General features: G+C 60.3%; 17 protein-coding genes. 8 read left to right on the top strand and 9 right to left on the bottom strand.

Going from position 1 to position 17647, the window contains the following annotated elements; translation table 11 throughout:
- Positions 1-72: 72 nt before the first annotated feature.
- Positions 73-2061 (bottom strand): lytic transglycosylase domain-containing protein, encoded by a 1989-nt coding sequence (locus tag ACZ5VE_RS12535; protein ID WP_464455489.1) that lies wholly within the window; start codon positions 2059-2061, stop codon positions 73-75.
- Positions 2062-2070: 9 nt separating this feature from the next.
- On the opposite strand from ACZ5VE_RS12535, the gene ACZ5VE_RS12530 reads away from it, so the two are divergent.
- Positions 2071-2655 carry a 5-formyltetrahydrofolate cyclo-ligase gene (locus tag ACZ5VE_RS12530; RefSeq protein WP_464455488.1) on the top strand — a complete coding sequence of 195 codons (585 nt, stop codon included), beginning with the start codon at positions 2071-2073 and terminating at the stop codon, positions 2653-2655.
- Positions 2656-2672: 17 nt separating this feature from the next.
- Here ACZ5VE_RS12530 and ACZ5VE_RS12525 read toward each other — a convergent pair whose 3' ends face one another.
- Entirely contained in the window at positions 2673-3683 is a 1011-nt protein-coding gene (locus ACZ5VE_RS12525) for a LysR substrate-binding domain-containing protein (protein WP_464455487.1), read from the bottom strand.
- Positions 3684-3928: 245 nt separating this feature from the next.
- Between ACZ5VE_RS12525 and ACZ5VE_RS12520 the strand changes: the two genes are divergently transcribed.
- The 3 genes from ACZ5VE_RS12520 (at position 3929) to ACZ5VE_RS12510 (ending at position 6330) form a co-directional block, all read left to right on the top strand.
- Positions 3929-4399, top strand: a complete 471-nt coding sequence (locus ACZ5VE_RS12520) for a DUF2917 domain-containing protein (RefSeq protein WP_464455486.1) — start codon at positions 3929-3931, stop codon at positions 4397-4399.
- Between the two features lie 69 nt (positions 4400-4468).
- Entirely contained in the window at positions 4469-5098 is a 630-nt protein-coding gene (locus ACZ5VE_RS12515) for a TetR/AcrR family transcriptional regulator (RefSeq protein WP_464455485.1), read from the top strand.
- 230 nt (positions 5099-5328) lie between these two features.
- Positions 5329-6330 (top strand): MBL fold metallo-hydrolase, encoded by a 1002-nt coding sequence (locus ACZ5VE_RS12510; protein ID WP_464455484.1) that lies wholly within the window; start codon positions 5329-5331, stop codon positions 6328-6330.
- A 135-nt stretch (positions 6331-6465) separates the two neighbouring features.
- Here the strand turns inward: ACZ5VE_RS12510 and ACZ5VE_RS12505 are convergent, their stop codons facing one another.
- Complete coding sequence (locus ACZ5VE_RS12505) at positions 6466-7317, bottom strand: DUF6279 family lipoprotein (protein WP_464455483.1); 852 nt, start codon at positions 7315-7317, stop codon at positions 6466-6468.
- Positions 7318-7521: 204 nt separating this feature from the next.
- Between ACZ5VE_RS12505 and glmU the strand changes: the two genes are divergently transcribed.
- The gene (gene glmU / locus ACZ5VE_RS12500) at positions 7522-8949 is read left to right on the top strand and encodes a bifunctional UDP-N-acetylglucosamine diphosphorylase/glucosamine-1-phosphate N-acetyltransferase GlmU (protein ID WP_464455482.1); all 1428 of its coding nucleotides are present in this window, start codon (positions 7522-7524) and stop codon (positions 8947-8949) included.
- Between the two features lie 113 nt (positions 8950-9062).
- Here the strand turns inward: glmU and ACZ5VE_RS12495 are convergent, their stop codons facing one another.
- Positions 9063-9560 carry an Lrp/AsnC family transcriptional regulator gene (locus tag ACZ5VE_RS12495; RefSeq protein ID WP_464455481.1) on the bottom strand — a complete coding sequence of 166 codons (498 nt, stop codon included), beginning with the start codon at positions 9558-9560 and terminating at the stop codon, positions 9063-9065.
- 139 nt (positions 9561-9699) lie between these two features.
- Between ACZ5VE_RS12495 and glmS the strand changes: the two genes are divergently transcribed.
- Complete coding sequence (glmS, locus tag ACZ5VE_RS12490) at positions 9700-11571, top strand: glutamine--fructose-6-phosphate transaminase (isomerizing) (protein WP_464455480.1); 1872 nt, start codon at positions 9700-9702, stop codon at positions 11569-11571.
- Positions 11572-11728: 157 nt separating this feature from the next.
- On the opposite strand, the gene ACZ5VE_RS12485 is transcribed toward glmS, so the two are convergent.
- Both ACZ5VE_RS12485 and ACZ5VE_RS12480 read right to left on the bottom strand, forming a co-directional pair.
- A complete protein-coding gene (locus ACZ5VE_RS12485; protein WP_464455479.1) occupies positions 11729-12268 on the bottom strand; it encodes a hypothetical protein in 540 nt (179 codons plus the stop codon).
- 20 nt (positions 12269-12288) lie between these two features.
- Entirely contained in the window at positions 12289-12969 is a 681-nt protein-coding gene (locus tag ACZ5VE_RS12480) for an alpha/beta hydrolase (protein ID WP_464455478.1), read from the bottom strand.
- A gap of 223 nt (positions 12970-13192) precedes the next feature.
- Between ACZ5VE_RS12480 and ACZ5VE_RS12475 the strand changes: the two genes are divergently transcribed.
- Together ACZ5VE_RS12475 and mgtA are read left to right on the top strand one after the other, a co-directional pair.
- Positions 13193-13702: an SET domain-containing protein gene (locus tag ACZ5VE_RS12475; RefSeq protein ID WP_464455476.1), complete on the top strand. Its 510-nt coding sequence runs from the start codon at positions 13193-13195 to the stop codon at positions 13700-13702.
- Between the two features lie 202 nt (positions 13703-13904).
- A complete protein-coding gene (gene mgtA / locus ACZ5VE_RS12470) occupies positions 13905-16373 on the top strand; it encodes a magnesium-translocating P-type ATPase (RefSeq protein ID WP_464455475.1) in 2469 nt (822 codons plus the stop codon).
- Between the two features lie 170 nt (positions 16374-16543).
- Here mgtA and ACZ5VE_RS12465 read toward each other — a convergent pair whose 3' ends face one another.
- From ACZ5VE_RS12465 to ACZ5VE_RS12455, 3 genes are all read right to left on the bottom strand, one after another.
- Positions 16544-16927, bottom strand: coding sequence for a hypothetical protein (locus ACZ5VE_RS12465; RefSeq protein ID WP_464455474.1), 384 nt, complete (start codon positions 16925-16927; stop codon positions 16544-16546).
- On the bottom strand, positions 16927-17253 hold the full coding sequence (locus ACZ5VE_RS12460; protein ID WP_464455473.1) for a hypothetical protein: 327 nt from the start codon (positions 17251-17253) through the stop codon (positions 16927-16929). The genes ACZ5VE_RS12465 and ACZ5VE_RS12460 overlap by 1 nt, the downstream gene beginning before the upstream one ends.
- Positions 17254-17345: 92 nt before the next feature.
- A complete protein-coding gene (locus ACZ5VE_RS12455; protein ID WP_464455472.1) occupies positions 17346-17609 on the bottom strand; it encodes a VF530 family protein in 264 nt (87 codons plus the stop codon).
- Positions 17610-17647 lie beyond the last annotated feature (38 nt).

Below are 17647 nucleotides of genomic sequence, written 5' to 3'. Positions count from 1 at the left end.
TATGCACCCATCGCTTGCAGGCAAGCTCCTACAGATGACCGTTCATCGCTTGCAAGCAAACGTCCGCAAATCTCAAGGCAAATCCTTGTTCACCTCGGCCATGGGTGAGTTGCGGGGTCCGATCGAACCCAGTCGGGCTTTGAGCGACTGCGGCTGGCGCGTCAGGATGGCGGCGTAGTTGGTGGTGTTGGACAGCACTTTTTTCACGTAATCGCGCGTTTCCTGAAACGGGATGTTCTCGGCCCAGATGGCAGCTTCGAGCACGGGGCCGTTGCGCCAGGTGCGTGACCGGCCAGGCCCGGCGTTGTAGGCCGCTGTGGCCAAAGGCATCGAGCCTTCAAAGTCGTCCAATACCAATTTCAAGTAACCCGTGCCAATGGCCACATTGACTTCGCGGTCGGTGATCTGGTCGGGCGTGAAGTTGGTCAAGCCAATTTTCTTGGCCGTCCACTTGGCGGTGGCGGGCATCACCTGCATCAGACCCGACGCGCCCACATGCGAGCGGGCGTCCATGACGAAGCGGCTTTCCTGGCGGATCAGGCCGTACACATAGGCCGGGTCGAGTTTGATCTCGCCTGCGCGGCGCACCACGATCTCGCGCAGCGGCATCGGAAAGCGTTGGTCAAAATCAATCGCGTCTTTGGTGCGGTCGCTGGTGTTGATGCAGCGGTCCCACACCTGCCGTTGGCAAGCCAGATCGGCGGCGGCCAGCAGCTCGCGGTCGCTCATGCCGCCGGGCGTGTGCAGGTTGGTGCTGTAGTTCCATTCGCGGTTGCCTTCGGGGCGCAGGCCCAGGTTGATCGCGTACAAGGCGCGCTGCAGTCCCGGGTTGATCAGTGCCGCGGCTTTTTCTTGTGGGGTCAGGGCCAGAGGGCGTTCAGGCAGGGTGATGGCTTGGCCCAAGTCTTCGAGTGCCAGTTGTTCGTAAAAACCCCTCACGCTGGCGATGCTGCGCAGCAGGCCTTGCGCATCCAGTTTTTGGGCATTGTCCTGGGCTGTGGCGGTCAGGGCGCGTGCACGCCAATAAACCCAGGCCGGGTCTTTTTGCGATTCGGGGCTCATGGCTTGCGTGGCCGTCAGCACTTGGCGCCATTGGCCCATTCGCAAAGCGGCACGCACTTTCCAGCCAAGCAAATCGTCGTTCAGGTCGCTGTCTTTTTGCACCTTGGCAAAGTAGCTGCTGGCGTTGTCTTGCAGCTTTTGCGCGGCTTGTTTGCCGATCACGCCCCAGGTCCAGTTGCGCTCTTCGGCACTCAGCTGAATCGACCAGTGCCTGTCGAGCAACTCGGCGGCTTTGTCAGGCTGGTTGGCGGCCAGGCGGATCAGGGCCAGCACGGCCAGCTCCTTGCGGCTCTTGGTGATGGCGATGATGCGTTTGTCCAGATACCGCTCAGGATCGGCGTGGATCAAGGCCACCTGCTCCGACAAGCGCGGCGCTTCGGTGTCGACGGCGGTTTGGGCAGGGCGAGGCCGGTTGGCTTCCATGGCCAAGCGCGCCTTGCGCCACAAGTCCAGACCGTTGATCTGTTTGCCCGAGTGCAAGTGCTCGGCCACGTAAGTGCAGCCATCGTCGGCTTCGCGCAGGGCGTACCACAGGCGTTTGGCTTCTTCGGCCACGTTGGCCTTGCTGTTCATGGCCTCGGTGGCCAGGGCGTAGCAGCGCACCTCGCGGTCGTCGCGCATGCGGTAGCGCGGGTATTCGGCCGTGAAGTTGGCCCAGTCGCGGCGCTTGCCCAGTTGCAGCAACCAGTCGGTGCGCAAGCGGTCTTCGTAATAGCTGCCAGCATAGGTGCTCAAGAAGCTGCGAATCTCGGATTCAGGGGCGTTGTCCAGTCGGGTGCGCATTTCCCAGTAGGCGGCCAAAGGTTCCAGCACATGGCCCCTGGTTTGCGGCAGCAAGGCCGACAAGCGGTTTTTGTCGCCTTTTTTGAAGGCTTGGCTCATCTCTAGGATGACTTCGTCGGCCTTGTTGGAGGCCTGCGTTTGGGCATGGGCGTGGGGGCTCCAAAAGCCTGTCATGGCCAACGCGCCAACCAGTGTCAGAATCTGAGTGAATTTCATGGGTCGATTATGGACAAAGCTGACGCTAAAAAAGCCTTACGAAAAGCCTTGATTGAAGAAAGGTTGAACCTGCCCGACCGCCTGGCGCGGGCCGAAGCCTTGCAGCGCGTCATGCGCATCTGGCTGTTTGACCGACCCGACACTGTGATCGGTGCCTATTGGCCGATCAAAGGCGAGTTTGACCCGCTGCCTGTGCTGCACCGCTGGAAGGAAGATGGCGAGTTGAATGGCGAGCCTCAGCGCCGCCGCATTGGCCTGCCTGTCGTCAACAAGCTGCACAAAACCCTGACGTTTCACACCTGGTACCCCGGCTGCGCCATGGAAGAAGACGCCTACGGCATTCCCAAGCCCAAAGACACCGAGTTGATCGTGCCCACCTTGCTGTTTGTGCCCTGTGTGGGCTATGGCACCGGCGGTTACCGCTTGGGCTATGGCGGTGGTTTTTACGACCGCACGCTGGCCACTTTGCAGCCCAAACCGTTCACGGTGGGTTTGGGTTTTACCCACGGCTTTGTGGACGATCTGGAGCCCGAAGACCACGACCATCCGCTGGACGCGATCCTGAACGACAACGGGGTGGTTTGGCCGGTTTGAGCCTTGAGCAGGGTGTCTCAGTCCGGCGCTGCCAGTGTCTCCGGGTCGGGCACATCGCCAATGGCCTCGCGGGTCTCTGAGGCTTGCTGGCGCAGCCAGTCACAAAAGGCGCGCACTTCCGGGCGTGCGCTGCTGCGCGGGGCGATCAGCAGCCAATAAGCCAGAGGCGAAGTCAGCCGCATCTGTGGCAACACCTCCACCAAGCCCCCGTTGGCCAGGCTTTCGGCCACCAGCGGCAGCCGCGCCAACGCCACGCCTTGCCCGGTCAGCGCCGCTTGCACGATCTGGTGGGCGTAGTTGAAATACAGCCAGCGCGCCGGGGACAAAGGCTGCCCCGCGCCTGCACGTTGATTCATTCGCTGCTGCACAAGCCCTTGGGCCTTGTTCGTGGCCGGGCTTGCGCTGCCGTAGGTGTCCAGCCAGCGCTGCCAGCTCAGCCATTCCATGTGCTGGGTGCGGTAGGCGTCGCCCGCCTCGATCAGCGTGCACCGCATGAGATCGGTCACGGTCTGGATGGGCTGGTTTTTCAACAACCAGGGGCTGGCGACCGCCGTGAGCTGTTCGCCAAACAGGCGTTCTGCACCCGCCGTGGCAGGAGCCGGGGCTGCATAGCGCAGGGCCAGGTCAACATCGGTGTTGTGCATGTCGATGGCCGCATCGGTGGCATCAATGCGGATGTCGATGTCCGGGTGTTCGCGCTGAAACGCCTCCAGCCGGGGAATCAGCCACATGCTGGCAAACGAGGCCCAGGTGGTGATCGACACGCTTTTGCGGCCTGTGCTTTGGCGGATTTGCCGCACCGCCGAGTCGATGCGCTCCAGCGATGTGCTGGCCGATCGGTGCAATAAGTTGCCTGCGCTGGTCAGCTCGACCGAGCGGGTGTGCCGCAAAAACAGCGAGGTGCCCACCTCGTGCTCCAGTGCCTGAATTTGCCGACTGACCGCGCTTTGGGTCAGCGCCATTTCCTCTGCCGCCACCCGGAAGTTCAGGTGCCGGGCGACCGCGTCGAAGGCTCGCAGGTAGCTCATGGAGATGGGCCGGGTGCGGGTGGTTGCAGCAGATGCAGAAACAGGGGCAGGGGCAGGGGCAGGGGTGGAGGATGGGGGTGAGGTCGGTGGCATGGTGAGGGCCATGATACGGGGGCTGCGGTTTTTAATTCATGCTTTGAATGCATCAATGTGGGCGCGTATTTTCATTGGACGGTGAATGCTTTGGCTTGCATCATGGCTGTACCGACGATGTTGTCGGTGTCGATGGAAACCAGGAGATAGCGATGGCCGAACCCGATCTGTGCACTTCTTTGCAAAACTGTCAAAAACTGAAAACTGTTCGCTGGACAGGTACTTGGCATCTGGCTCCCCAGCGCGCCATGAGCCTGCTGCCCCGCAAAGACAGCCAGTTGTTGATTGTGCAGGGATGCGCATGGATCACCTGGGACAAACCGACCGGGCATGGGGCCCGAAGCGATGGGGACCATTTTTTGGAAGCCGGGCAAATCATCGATGTGCCTGCTGGAGCCCGTTTGGTCATGGAGGCGCGTCACGCCCACGAAGCCCTGCACTTTGACTGGCGCGAAATGCCGCCTTGTCTGTCGCCACAACGGTCGCTCGGCAATGGTCTGCCCGAGTTGGCGTGGCAGTGGTTGCAAGCTTGGGGAGGGGTGGGTTGGGCGACAGGTCGTCTGGTGCGTGGGTTGTGGCGTCCTTTTTCGCGTGCACCGCAGGCCTGTGACTTGCCGGTTTGAGCCGTGCGCGCCCGTTTGACCGGCTGACCCCCGAATGGGCAATAGAGTCATGGCTGGCAGAATGCCGCCATGGCCCGACCCAAATCAGCAACCCACGACATCAAGCGCGACGCGATCCTCGACATCGCCGCGCAATGTTTTGCGCAGCGCAGCTACCCTGCCGCCAGCATGAACGAGATCGCCACCGCCTGCGGCACGTCCAAGGCGCGGCTGTACCACTATTACGAGAGCAAAGAAGCGATCCTGTTTGACCTGCTGGACCGCCACACCCAGCGCCTGCTGGCGCTGATTGCGCAGACCGAGGCCACCGCACAGCGCAAAGACCTGAATGACCGGGCCGCCCTGCACGAGCTGGTGCGGGCGTTTTTGCAAGAGTACGAAACCTCGGCGACCCGGCACGCGGCCTTGCTCAATGACACGCAGTTCTTGAGCGATGCCCCCGATCCGGCCTTGGGTGCAGAGCCCATCTCCCCGCGAGAACTGGTGCTCAACCGTCAGCGCGACATCGTGGCCGCCATGACCCGTTTCATGAAACGCGCCTACCCCGAGCGCCTGACCCCGACCAACCAGACCGCCCTGACCATGATGCTGCTGGGCATGATCAACTGGACTTTCACCTGGCTGCGCCCAGGCGGCCCGATCAGCTATGCGGCCTTTGCCGATGAAGTCATCTCCATGCTGGAAAAGGGGCTGGGCTGACGCATCGGCCCTGATCTCGCAGGCCCTGCGTCCTGTAGGAGCCAGCCCTGCTGGCGATGGGGCGGTTGTGGTTTGCGGGTGCATCGCTTGCAGGCAAGCTCCTACAAAACACCAGGGCTTACACACAGCAAGTGACTTGAACAGGCGGATGTGACATTGTTGAAATTCAACAATGCGTAACGCATTTCGTTTAGGTAAAATCCCTTCATTCATTGACCGGAGCCATTCACATGTCCCAAGCCCCCACAAAAGCCTTCGCCAGCCAAGCCGATCTGGATGAAAAGAAGATCACTTTCGAGCAACTCAGCAAGCACTGCTGGGCCTACACCGCCGAGGGTGACCCCAATTCGGGCGTGATCATCGGTGACCGTTTCATCATGGTCAGCGACGCCACCGCCACCCCCGCCATGGCGCAAGACCTGATCAAGAAGATCCGCACCGTCAGCGACCTGCCCATCAAATACGTGCTGTTGACCCACTACCACGCGGTCCGCGTGCTGGGCGCTTATGCCTACGCTGCCGAAGGGGCGACCGAGATCATCGCCAGCGAAGGCACCTTGAGCCTGATCCAGGAACGCGGCGCGCAAGACATGAAAAGCGAGATGGAGCGTTTCCCGCGCCTGTTCCGTGGCGCTGACAGCGTGCCCGGCCTGACCTGGCCGACCATGGTGGTCGGCGGCGGCAACCCCACAAAAGGCGAAGTGCCCGGCAAACTGAGCATCAACCTGGGTGGCGTGGTGGTGCAGATCTGGCATCCGGGCCCTGGTCACACCCGTGGCGACACGATTGCCTGGGTCGAAGAAGAAAAAGTGCTGTTCTCGGGCGACCTGGTCGAGTACGAAGCCGGTGTGTACACGGGCGACGCCCAGCTCGAAGAGTGGCCCGCCACGCTGGAAGCTCTCCGCGCTCTGAAGGCCGAATACATCGTGCCCGGCCGCGGCGAAGCCATGAAAGGCAACGCCAACGTCAACAAGGCGCTGGACTACACCCAGCGCTGGGTGACCACCTTGTTCCAAGCGGGCAAAGAAGCGGTGGCCGCCAAGATGGACCTGAAAGCCGCCATGGCCCACACCCGCAAGAGCATGGACCCGGTGTTTGGCCATGTGTTCATTTACGAGCACTGCCTGCCGTTTGACGTGACCCGCGCTTACGACGAAGCCAGTGGCATCAAGAACCCCCGCATCTGGACCGCCGAGCGCGATATGGAGATGTGGAAAGCGCTGCAAAGCTGAAGCTTCCAGCAAGGGGCATCTCCCCCCGTGGGAGGCTGCCCCTGCGGCCGAATGCCCGAGCCAAGGCGCTGCCGCCCCTTGTGGGAGGTCGCCCCTGCGGCCGAATGTCTTCATGGCCGCATGCAGCAGCAGGACTCAAGGCTTGATCAAGTCGCGAATGTCCCGCTCATAGCCACGCACCGTGCGCGCCACCCGCTGGCGTTGCTCGGTGCTGGTGGTGTTGTGCAGTTGGGCCAGGTTGTCGCAGGCTTGTTGGGTCATTTTTTGCACCAGAGCGCGGCCTGCTTCATCGGGTGGCATGAACCAGCGCTGCCAGACACCCATCAACGCGGCCTCCACCTGGTCTGATGGTGCTTTGGACTGCGTCACTTGCCGCAAGGTGGACAGCAGGTCTTGTTCGCGCCGCAGCCGGTCATGCCGACCCCACTCCGGGCTCCACGCCGACTGGCTCACCTGGGTTTTGACCAGTGCAATTTGCGCTGCGCTCAAGTCGCCGTAAAAAGAACGGTAGCGCTCCAGCGTTTTTTCCAGGCGTCTTTCGAGCCTTTCACTGGCGCTGCCTTGCAGCCATTGCTTGTCCCAGTCCTCGTTTTTGCTTTCCTGATGCCGGGCCAGGTGGCTCAGTTGCCGAGGCCCGAGCATTTGCACCACGGGGGCGGCTTGGGCAATGGCCACCCGCATGCTGCGGTCCATTGTGGTTTGTATATCGGCCCAGGCGCTGCACACCTGGCTGGCCTGCACGGGGCCTTGGCTCAGTTCGGCACTGCGCTGCAACAGGTCCAGGTAAGAGGCCAGTTCCTGGTTTTTGTGCCAGCGGTGCACGTTGCTCAGAGCTTCTTTGGCACGGTCAGTCTGCGCTTCATTGAAAGACACAGCGCTGTCCAGCCACAAATAGGCGAGCGTGGGTGACTGTTGGTAGCCCAGCTTGATGGCGCTGCAGCCTTGCAGCAAAAGCAGGGTCAGGATGGCAGCAATTTGTCGAATCATTGAATCCTTATGGGCTGAGAGACCGCAACCGGGTGTCCGTGTCCGTCATGGCATCGCCCATGAGAAAGGTCCGGAACGCCCCACCTAGCCAGTGATGGCCCACGTGCCAGTGTGGGGCGATCATAGGCGGGACGCAGGCGGCGATAATTGATTTGTATCTGAAGACCGCCACATACCTGTGGCCATTTGAGAAAGTTTGACCACATGCCCACCCCAGTTCAGTCCCCTGTTGACGTTGTCGTGATGGCCGCCGGCAAAGGCACCCGCATGAAAAGCCGCCTGCCCAAGGTCTTGCAGCGGTTGGCTGGCGTGCCGCTGGTGCAGCATGTGCTGAACACCGCTGCTCAGCTGAACGCCCGCTCGGCCGTGGTCATCACCGGCCATGGGGCAGACCAGGTGGAGCCTGTGCTGTTGGCCCCGGGCCAGGCGTTGGCAGTGCAATGCGTGCGCCAGGAGCCCCAGTTGGGCACCGGCCACGCCGTGCAGCAGGCGGTGCCCGCGCTGGCCGATGACGGGGTGGTGGTGATTTTGTCGGGCGATGTGCCGCTGACGCAGGCCGACACCCTGCAAGCCTTGATCGCCCAGTGCGGCGGCGAAAAGCTGGCGCTGCTCACCATCGACTTTGCCGACCCTACCGGGTACGGCCGCATTGTGCGCGGTGGAGAGGGGCAGAGCCAAGGTCCAGGAGCGGTGGTGCAAGCCATCGTCGAGCACAAAGATGCCACCGACGCCCAACGCCAGATCAACGAGGTTTACAGCGGCATCATGGCCGTGCCTGCGCGCTGGCTCAAAGCTTGGCTGGCCCGGCTGGACAACCAAAACGCCCAAGGCGAGTACTACCTGACCGACGTGGTCAAGTTTGCCGTGGCCGACGGCGTGCCCGTGGTGGCGCACAAGATCACCGATGCGTTGCAAGTGGCTGGCATCAACAGCCCGGTGCAACTGGCCGAGCTGGAGCGTGCTCACCAACTGCGCCAGGCGCACCGTCTGATGGAGCAAGGCGTGCGCCTGCAGGACCCGGCCCGCTTTGATTTGCGCGGCCAGCTTGACTGCGCGCAAGACGTTGAGATCGACGTGAATTGCATTTTTGAAGGGCGGGTGTCGCTGGGCGAAGGCGTGCAGATTGGCGCGAACTGCGTCATCGCCAACTGCACCATCGCCGTAGGCGCGGTGATCAACCCCTTCACCCACATCGACGGCGAAAAACTCGGCGTGACCGTGGGCGAGGGCGCCTTGATCGGCCCGTTTGCCCGTCTGCGCCCCGGCGCGCAGCTGGGGGCCGAGGTGCACATCGGCAACTTTGTCGAAGTCAAGAATTCCACCATGGCCAAGGGCGCCAAAGCCAACCACCTGGCCTATCTGGGCGATGCTACGGTGGGCGAACGCGTGAACTACGGCGCGGGCAGCATCACGGCCAACTATGACGGGGCCAACAAGCACCGCACCGTGATCGAGGCCGATGTGCACATTGGCAGCAACTGCGTGCTGGTGGCCCCGGTGACCATTGGCGCAGGCGGCACCGTGGGCGGTGGCTCCACCATCACCAAGAGCACCGAACCGGGTGCTTTGAGCGTGGCGCGCGGCAAGCAGATCAGCATCGCCAACTGGACGCGGCCGCAGAAGAAAAAATAAGCAAGCTCGGCGCTGAATTTTGTGGGAGGCCGCCCCTGCGGCCGAATGTGTGCTGTGGCTCCGGCTGATGTTCGCGCGCGGGGGCACGCCTCCACAAAGCCCCCCTTCGGAGTTCAGGCCGCAGCCAGCTTCAGCACAGGCCACGTCGTTGTGAACTTGGCCCGCTTGGTCGCAAAAAACGCCTTCACGTTGCGCACGTTGGCGTCTTGCGTGAACAGCGTTTGGCTGATCGTCAGGTAATGCGGCATGTCGCGGGCCTGCACCACCAGCATGAAATCGGGCCCAGGCGACACGCGCCAGCACTGCTGCACCGCGTCATGCGCCACGGCGCGGGCTTCAAAGGTATCCAGGTGTTCACTGCCTTGCTTGTCGAGCGACACCTCGACCAGCGCCGTCAGGCCATGGCCCAGCGTGTTGGCGAGCCGGTCTGCACTGAGCACGGCCACCTGCCGCTCTATCCAGCCACCCTCGGTCAGGCGCTTGACGCGGCGCAGGCAGGTGGGTGGCGAGACATTGACTTTGTCGGCCAAGGCCACATTGCTCAGGCTGGCGTCGCGCTGCAGGCTGTCGAGCAGTTGCAGGTCAATGGCATCAAGTTCATTTTGTTCCATGGTTTCAATTTTATTGAAATAAAATTCCATTTGTTGTGTTTGGTGAAATAAAAATCCATAAATAAAGAAAAATTGATCTGATATTTTTAAAAGGCATACCTAACATCGCTGCCATCCCCTCTTATTTAGGAGCCCCTCCATGTGTGGCATCGTCGGCGCAGTTTCTTCCCGCAACATCGTTCCTGTTCTCGTGCAAGGCCTGCAACGGCTCGAATACAGGGGCTATGACTCTTGCGGCGTGGCGGTGCATGCGGCCAGCCTGAACGGCGCGAACGGGCCTAAAGGCGGCCTGCAACGCGCCCGCAGTACCTCGCGCGTGGCCGAGCTGATGGACCAGGTCAGCGCCGACCACATCACAGGCGGCACCGGCATTGCCCACACCCGCTGGGCCACACACGGCGCGCCTGCTGTGCACAACGCGCACCCCCATTTCAGCCACGGCACAGGCGCGGCCGACGCCAAGCCAGGCAAGGTCGCACTGGTGCACAACGGCATCATCGAGAACCACGAAGAACTGCGCGCCGCCCTGCAGGCCAAGGGCTATGTGTTCACCAGCCAGACCGACACTGAAGTCATCGCCCACTTGGTGGACAGCGTGTACGACGGCGACATCTTTGAAGCCGTCAAAACCGCCATCCGCCAATTGCACGGTGCGTATGCGATTGCGGTGTTCCACAAGGACGAGCCGCAGCGCGTGATCGGTGCGCGTGCCGGCTCGCCCTTGATTTTGGGCGTAGGCCAGGGCGAAACATTCCTCGCCAGCGACGCGATGGCACTGGCGGGCGTGACCGACCAGATCGTCTATCTGGAAGAAGGCGACGTGGTCGACATCCAGCTGGGCAAATACTGGGTGGTCGACCGCGACCAAAAGGCCGTGACCCGCGCCGTGAAAACCGTGCACGCCCACAGCGGCGCGGCCGAGTTGGGCCCTTACCGCCACTACATGCAAAAGGAAATCTTCGAGCAGCCCCGCGCGATTGCCGACACGCTCGAAGGCGTCGAAGGCATCACGCCCGAGCTGTTTGGCGACGGCGCCTACAGCACCTTCAAGGCGATTGACAACGTGCTGATCCTGGCCTGCGGCACCAGCTATTACAGCGGCTGCGTGGCCAAGTACTGGATCGAGGCGATCGCCAAAGTGCCCTGCCAGGTCGAGATCGCCAGCGAATACCGCTACCGCGAATCGGTGCCCAACCCCAACACGCTGATCGTCACCATCACCCAAAGCGGCGAAACCGCCGACACCCTGGCCGCACTGCGCCACGCGCAAAGCCTGGGCATGACGCACACGCTCACCATCTGCAACGTGTCCACCAGCGCGATGGTGCGCGAATGCAAACATGCGTATGTGACCCGCGCCGGGGCCGAGATCGGCGTGGCATCGACCAAGGCCTTCACCACGCAGCTGGCGGGTTTGTTTTTGCTGACACTGGCGTTGGCGCAGACCAAGGGTCGTCTGTCTGACGAAGAAGAGGCCGGGCACATCAAAGCCATGCGCCACCTGCCCGCCGCGCTGCAAGCCGTGCTGGCGCTGGAGCCACAAATCATCAGCTGGGCCGAAGAATTTGCCAGCAAGGAAAACGCACTGTTCCTGGGCCGGGGCACGCACTACCCCATCGCCCTCGAAGGCGCACTCAAGCTCAAAGAGATCACCTACATCCATGCCGAAGCCTATGCGGCGGGCGAGCTCAAACACGGCCCGCTGGCGCTGGTCACCAGCGCCATGCCGGTGGTCACGGTGGCGCCCAACGACCAACTGCTGGAAAAGCTCAAGAGCAATATGCAGGAAGTGCGCGCCCGTGGCGGCGTGCTGTATGTGCTGGCCGACGGCGATACAAAAATAGAAAGCAGCGAAGGCGTGAACGTCATCCGCATGCCTGAGCACTACGGCGTGCTCTCACCCATCCTGCATGTGGTGCCGTTGCAGTTGCTGAGCTATCACACGGCTTGCGCAAGGGGGACGGATGTGGACAAGCCGAGGAATTTGGCGAAGAGCGTGACGGTGGAGTGATCTCGCTTTTACCTTTGAAGGACTCAAAGAGCGAGCCCAATTCGGCGGTCGTTCTGGAAAAGGTAGAAGCGAGTTGTGTCTGCCACCGTGGAGTGACGCTGGCCGACCCTCTGACGCAATTGAGGAAACACAAAACGGCTGTTGTTCAGCGACGCGTTTATAAAACCGTGATGCCCAAAAACCCCAGATGGTGCAACCATTCCCGCAGCACCAGCAATGTTGCGGAAAACTGCCCCGTGGTGGGTAGCGCGTCCTGACTCGCAGGACGCCCTTGTGCCAGAGACACCCAGCGATTGAACAGGTGTTCGACTGCTTCGGTTGTGAGCAGCCATGACGTGGCCTTGTCGGGCATTCCGGCCCACTGTGCCAATTCAGCCATTGAGGCATCGTCCGTGAACAATTGTGCTGAAGGGGGCAGCTTGTTGTGCCACGGCATCACGATGTCTTCGACTTCGGCAATGGCTTGCTCAATGGCCATTTCACTCAAGCGTCCGCCTGGAAAGAGTCGATGTGCGAGTCCTTGCAGTCCAAGTTCAAGTGATGCCATCTGAAGTGGCGTCGCGTTTGTACCCAAAGCCAGCATCGATCGGTCATCGCCCAGTTGCAACACCACAATGGCTTGTGATTCTGGCGAGTGCCGCCGCGCTCTCGCATAAGCGGCGCGCAGGGTGGTTTCGTCGATGCTGGTTTTTTCCATGATGAGCCTCGTCTGATCGTTCAGCCCAATTGAGTCCACCAGCCCAGAAAGTCAGCATGCATCTGTTCACTGATGCTATGGTCGATGGGGTACAGGCTCAGGGTGTGAGTCACGTCCAGTTTGTCCAGCCATTCGTGAGCGCGGTATGCCCAGTCAACCGGCAGCTTGCTGTCGTACTCGCCATGGCCCAAAAAGCCCTTCAAATTCGACAGGCGCTCTTTGCTGGCCAGAAAGGGTTCGATCTCGGGCAAGATGCGCCCCGACAGCAAACCGAACCCAGCCACAGACTCAGGCGAGGTTAAAGCCACGCTTGCGCTCACGATGCCGCCTTGGCTGAAGCCCGCGATGACGGTTTGCTCGGGCAGTACACCGAATTGCTGCTGCAATTCGGCCAGCAATTGAACCAAGGCCAGGCGGCTGCGCTCAGCTTGTTCGGAATCGATGCGCGGCCCGCTGGAAGTGAAGGCAACCTGAAACCAGGCGAACTGCTGCGGCCCTAGCGTCAGCGGTCCTTGTGCCAGCACCACCAATGTGTCATCTGTGACCCCTTGAGCCAGACTTGCCACTGACAATTCGTTGCTGCCGACGCCGTGTAAAAGCACCAGGCAGCGGCGTGCCGAGTTGGGTTGTGGTTGCATGAGGCGGTAGGAAAGACCGGTCGCAGCATCGGTTTTCAATGGGCCTGGGGTCAAGATCGTCATGGCAGAGGTGCTCTCAAAAGTTAAAGGCAGCACTCATGAGTGCTCCGTGTTGGCATTTTCCGGGTATCAAAAAGACCATCAAAGGTGTCCCTGAATTGGGGAAATTTAACAGCAAGATTCATGATGTTTTCCCATCGAAGACTTTACTTCCTCTGATAGAAATGCCGCACAAAGTCTTTATAGTCAGACTCCGCCCTTTTTCTTGTCTTCTTGTGAGTCCGTTTTGAGTCATTCGTCAGCCATCAGTCCGATTGAGGTGCTGTCTTCCGATGTGCATGGCAAAGGCGTATTCGCCACGCGCCACATGGCGGCGGGTGAAAAGGTCATCGAATACGTGGGCGAGGTGATCACCATGGCCGAGGCGATTCGCCGCCATCCGCACGACGCCAACAACCCCGACCACACGTTTTATTTTCATCTGGACGATGGTCGCGTGATCGACGCGCTGTATGGCGGCAACGATTCCAAATGGATCAACCATTCGTGCCGACCCAATTGCGTGCCCGATCTGGTGAAGGGGCGCATTTTCATCAAAACGCGCAGGCCGGTGTTTCGGGGCGAAGAGTTGACGTTTGACTACAGCCTGTTCAGCGACGAACCGATGACCGACGCACTCAAGGCCCGCTATGCCTGCCGTTGCGGTGCCAAAAAATGCCGGGGCACGATGCTCAACACCGACCAGATCGGCCCCACCCTATCGGGCCAACCAGAAAAGGCCCTACTCAAAACTTGACCCAAGTCATGTGCTGCCCGGCAAGAGCTGCGCATGATCGTGCTTGCCTCGTTCAGCAGATCCGCTTGCGAATGAATGGCGTCAAGGAGCAGCCGTGTCCCACTTCAAGGTCAATGCCAGAAATGGTGTCCATTCCAGCACATCGTCACAGGCTGACATGGGGGCCTATTGGAGTCGGACTGCAGAGGATTTGACGCAGGAGATGGCCTCGAAAACGGGGGGGCTCACACAAAAAACAGCCAGTGACAGACTCCGGCGTTGGGGGGCCAACGTGCTGGATGCGACACAGGGGGCCACGTTTTTGGGTTTGCTGATCAGCCAGTTCAAAAATCCCCTGGTGTTGATTTTGATGGTGGCGTCGGTCATATCGATGGTGGCTGCCGAGTGGGTGGATGCGGGTGTGGTGTTGGCCATCGTGCTCGGCAGTACTTTGTTGGGGTTCACGCAGGAATACGTGGCCAGCAACGCCATCAAGCGCTTGCGTGCCAAAGTGAAAATCCACTCTCAGGTGCTGCGCGATGGGCGGCTGAAAACGATCCCATCCGAAAGCGTAGTGCCTGGCGATGTGGTGGTGTTGTCCGCTGGCAGCTTGATACCCGCCGATGGCGTGGTTTTGGAATCGAAAGATTTTTTCATCAACCAGGCGGTGCTCACGGGTGAAACCTTTCCGGTCGAGAAAAAGCCGGGTGTGGTGGCGGAGTCAGCCAGTTTGAGTGAGCGCAGCAACTGCGTGTTCATGGGCACCAGTGTCAGCAGCGGCACAGCGCGTGCTTTGGTGGTGCAGACGGGCAAGGCCAGTGTGTTCGGAAAAATCGCACTCAAACTGGCTTTGCGTCCACCCATGACCGATTTTGAACGGGGTGTTCATCGTTTTGGCTATTTGTTGACCCGCGTCATGCTGGTGATGGTCGTGCTTGTTTTGGCGATCAATGTTTTTTTGAACAAGCCTCCCATTGATTCTTTGTTGTTTGCGCTGGCTTTGGCGGTCGGGTTGACCCCGGAGCTGCTGCCCGCGATTGTCAGCATCACCTTGTCGCATGGTGCCAACCGCATGGCCAAGCTGGGGGTGATCGTGCGCCGGCTGAATGCGATTGAAAATCTGGGCGCCATGGATGTGCTGTGTACCGATAAAACAGGCACCTTGACCGCTGGCGTGGTGGCCCTTGATGGGGCATTGGACACCCAGGGCGTGGCATCGGCCAAAGTGTTGCGTCTGTCAGGGATCAATGCCCAGCACCAGTCGGGCTTGGCCAATGCGCTGGACGATGCCATTGGTGTGGCGGTGCGCCAAGCTCAGGTGGATATTGCAGTCGTTACCAAGGTGGATGAAATTCCCTATGACTTTGTGCGCAAGTGTTTGTCGGTGGTGGTGTCGGAAGGGCCTGGCCGGTGCACCCTGATCACCAAAGGGGCCTTTGAGAAAGTGCTGTCTTTGTGCACCACGCAGGGTGAAGACCGCAGCCCGCTGGACGATGACCAGCGCGCCCGTTTGGTCACCTTGTTTGAAGCCTGGAGCGCTCAGGGTTATCGCGTCCTGGGTGTGGCGTCTCGACCCATTGACGAGCGCGTCACGCCTTATGTGCGCACGGATGAATCGGGCTTGAATTTTGACGGGTTCTTGTTGTTCATGGACCCGCCAAAGCCCGATGTGCGCCAGACCCTGCAGGATTTGGCGCAGCGGGGTGTTCAGCTCAAGGTCATCACAGGCGACAACCGGCAGGTGGCCAAGCACTTGGTGCAGGTGGTGGGGTTCCCTGAGGGGAGTATTTTGACGGGGCGAGAGCTCAATGACATGGCCGATGACGCGCTCATGCATGCCGCAAAAAACACGCTTGTTTTTGCCGAAGTCGATCCGAACCAGAAAGAGCGGATCATTCTCGCTTTGCAAAAAACCGGGCATGTGGTGGGTTACATGGGCGATGGCATCAACGATGCGCTGGCGCTGCATGCAGCCGATGTGGGCATCTCGGTCGACACGGCTGTGGATGTGGCCAAGGATGCCGCAGACTTTGTGCTGTTGCGCAAGGACCTGGGCATCTTGAGCCAGGGCATTGACGAGGGGCGGGTGACCTTTGCCAACACACTCAAATACATCCTGACCACCATCAGTGCCAATTTTGGCAACATGGTCAGCATGGCGGTGGCTTCTGTTTTCTTGCCGTTTTTGCCGCTGCTGGCTTCCCAGATTTTGCTCAACAACTTTTTGTCGGACATTCCCGCCGCCACCATTGCGGGCGATCGCGTGGACCCCGAGTGGGTGGCCAAACCCCGGCACTGGAACACCCGGTTCATTCGCAACTACATGGTGGTTTTTGGCTTGCTCAGTTCGGTGTTTGATTTCTTGACCTTTGGGGCTTTGTTGTGGATATTCAAAGCCGCTGCGCCAGAGTTTCAAACGGGCTGGTTTGTCGAATCGCTCATGACCGAGTTGGTCATTGCCCTGGTGGTGCGGACCCGGCGTCCGTTTTACCAAAGCCGGCCAGGCCGGCTGTTGTGGGTCAGCACGCTGGTGGTGCTGGTGGTGGCACTGGCATTGCCTTATTTGCCCTTCAGTGTGGTTTTCGGGTTTGTGCCTTTACCGGGGCCCTTGATGCTGGGCATGATCGCTTTGACCTTGGCGTATGTGTTTGTTGTCGAGCTGGTCAAGAAACGCTTTTACGCATTGACTTAAAAGTGTCTCAGCAAGGCTTTGCCCAGGTGTGTCGCCGGGTGCGTTGCTGGCGCTGTGTGCCGGTTTGGCACACACGCGCTGCACCAGCAAAAGCCATGCGGGTTGCCGCAAGGCCTGAAGGCACAGCGCACGCGAGACCTCCAGTCGTTGTTCGGGAGACGGTGGTGTGCTCATGTTTCTTGGCTTTGCCGCAAGGCCAGAATGTCCAGCGCGATTTGCGCTTTGAGTTTGTCAAACGGGGGTGACATCTTGATGCGCCTGGCCCACGCCCAACACACCAGCGATAACAGACCCAACGTCAAAGGCAAAAACCACATGACCCATGCGCTGCGACCATCGACCACGGGCAATGCGCTCCAGAGCAGCAAGGAAACCCCGGCCAGCAAGAGCCCTAGGACCCCGCTGACCGTGGCCATGACGCCGATCAGCAGCCGGGTTTTCCAGATGCAGCGCTGCCGCTCCCATTCCTCCGAGGCCAGATCGGCATAACCATGAACATGCATTTTGAGCAGGGCCGGTGGCAGCAGCAACAGCTTGAGCAAAAGCCTGGACATCAGTGAGGGCGTGAACGTGTCAACCAATTCACGATTGTGGCTGCCGCTGCACCCACGCCTGCGGCGATCAGCACCGACTTGAACGGCGCGCAATGGATGTAATGCTCTGCGGTCGATGTGACTCTTTGTGTTTTTTTCTCCAGCAGTTTTTTGGCTTCCACGGCAGCATCTCGGCTGTGATGGGCCATGTCGCTGATGCTGTCAGAAAGACGATCAACGGTGCGTTCAAAAACCGGCTTGGCGTCTTGTGCGGCGTCGTGCAATGTGCCTGTGATGCCTGCGGCAACCGTGCTCAGTTTTTCCTGGGTGGATGGTGCTTGGGTCATGTGAACTCGCTTGAATGGGGGTTGAGGATGAAAGACAGGCATCCACCATAAAAGCGACAGACGGGTGCGTCTGTTGGCTGGCGCACCAGCGCTCAGTCGTCTGTGCGTTGCTGGCGCTTTTGGTCGCGCAGCATGAACAGGTAAAGGCTTTCCACCTTGTCGCGCGCCCAAGGCGTTTTGCGCAAAAATTTCAGGCTGGAGCCCACGCTGGGATCGTGCGTGAAGCAGCGGATCGGGATGCGCGTGCCCAGGTCGTCCCAGCCGTAATGGTCGGCCAGCTGGGTCACGATGGCTTCAAGGGTCAGGCCATGCAATGGGTTGCGCACTTGCTTGGTGTCAGGGGATGAAGGTTGCATGCCGTCATTGTCCCTTGTTTGGATTGGGTGATGCAGCC

It is taken from the genome of Limnohabitans sp. INBF003 (assembly GCF_055396645.1).
This window is presented reverse-complemented; position numbering and strand designations above follow the sequence as displayed.

Excerpts from the sequence above, each read along its gene's own strand:
- ACZ5VE_RS12535 (WP_464455489.1), bottom strand. The coding sequence starts at position 2,061 with ATGAAATTCACTCAGATTCTGACACTGGTTGGCGCGTTGGCCATGACA.
- ACZ5VE_RS12530 (WP_464455488.1), top strand. The coding sequence starts at position 2,071 with ATGGACAAAGCTGACGCTAAAAAAGCCTTACGAAAAGCCTTGATTGAA.
- ACZ5VE_RS12525 (WP_464455487.1), bottom strand. The coding sequence starts at position 3,683 with ATGAGCTACCTGCGAGCCTTCGACGCGGTCGCCCGGCACCTGAACTTC.
- ACZ5VE_RS12520 (WP_464455486.1), top strand. The coding sequence starts at position 3,929 with ATGGCCGAACCCGATCTGTGCACTTCTTTGCAAAACTGTCAAAAACTG.
- ACZ5VE_RS12515 (WP_464455485.1), top strand. The coding sequence starts at position 4,469 with ATGGCCCGACCCAAATCAGCAACCCACGACATCAAGCGCGACGCGATC.
- ACZ5VE_RS12510 (WP_464455484.1), top strand. The coding sequence starts at position 5,329 with ATGTCCCAAGCCCCCACAAAAGCCTTCGCCAGCCAAGCCGATCTGGAT.
- ACZ5VE_RS12505 (WP_464455483.1), bottom strand. The coding sequence starts at position 7,317 with ATGATTCGACAAATTGCTGCCATCCTGACCCTGCTTTTGCTGCAAGGC.
- glmU (WP_464455482.1), top strand. The coding sequence starts at position 7,522 with ATGCCCACCCCAGTTCAGTCCCCTGTTGACGTTGTCGTGATGGCCGCC.
- ACZ5VE_RS12495 (WP_464455481.1), bottom strand. The coding sequence starts at position 9,560 with ATGGAACAAAATGAACTTGATGCCATTGACCTGCAACTGCTCGACAGC.
- glmS (WP_464455480.1), top strand. The coding sequence starts at position 9,700 with ATGTGTGGCATCGTCGGCGCAGTTTCTTCCCGCAACATCGTTCCTGTT.
- ACZ5VE_RS12485 (WP_464455479.1), bottom strand. The coding sequence starts at position 12,268 with ATGGAAAAAACCAGCATCGACGAAACCACCCTGCGCGCCGCTTATGCG.
- ACZ5VE_RS12480 (WP_464455478.1), bottom strand. The coding sequence starts at position 12,969 with ATGACGATCTTGACCCCAGGCCCATTGAAAACCGATGCTGCGACCGGT.
- mgtA (WP_464455475.1), top strand. The coding sequence starts at position 13,905 with ATGGCCTCGAAAACGGGGGGGCTCACACAAAAAACAGCCAGTGACAGA.
- ACZ5VE_RS12465 (WP_464455474.1), bottom strand. The coding sequence starts at position 16,927 with ATGTCCAGGCTTTTGCTCAAGCTGTTGCTGCTGCCACCGGCCCTGCTC.
- ACZ5VE_RS12460 (WP_464455473.1), bottom strand. The coding sequence starts at position 17,253 with ATGACCCAAGCACCATCCACCCAGGAAAAACTGAGCACGGTTGCCGCA.
- ACZ5VE_RS12455 (WP_464455472.1), bottom strand. The coding sequence starts at position 17,609 with ATGCAACCTTCATCCCCTGACACCAAGCAAGTGCGCAACCCATTGCAT.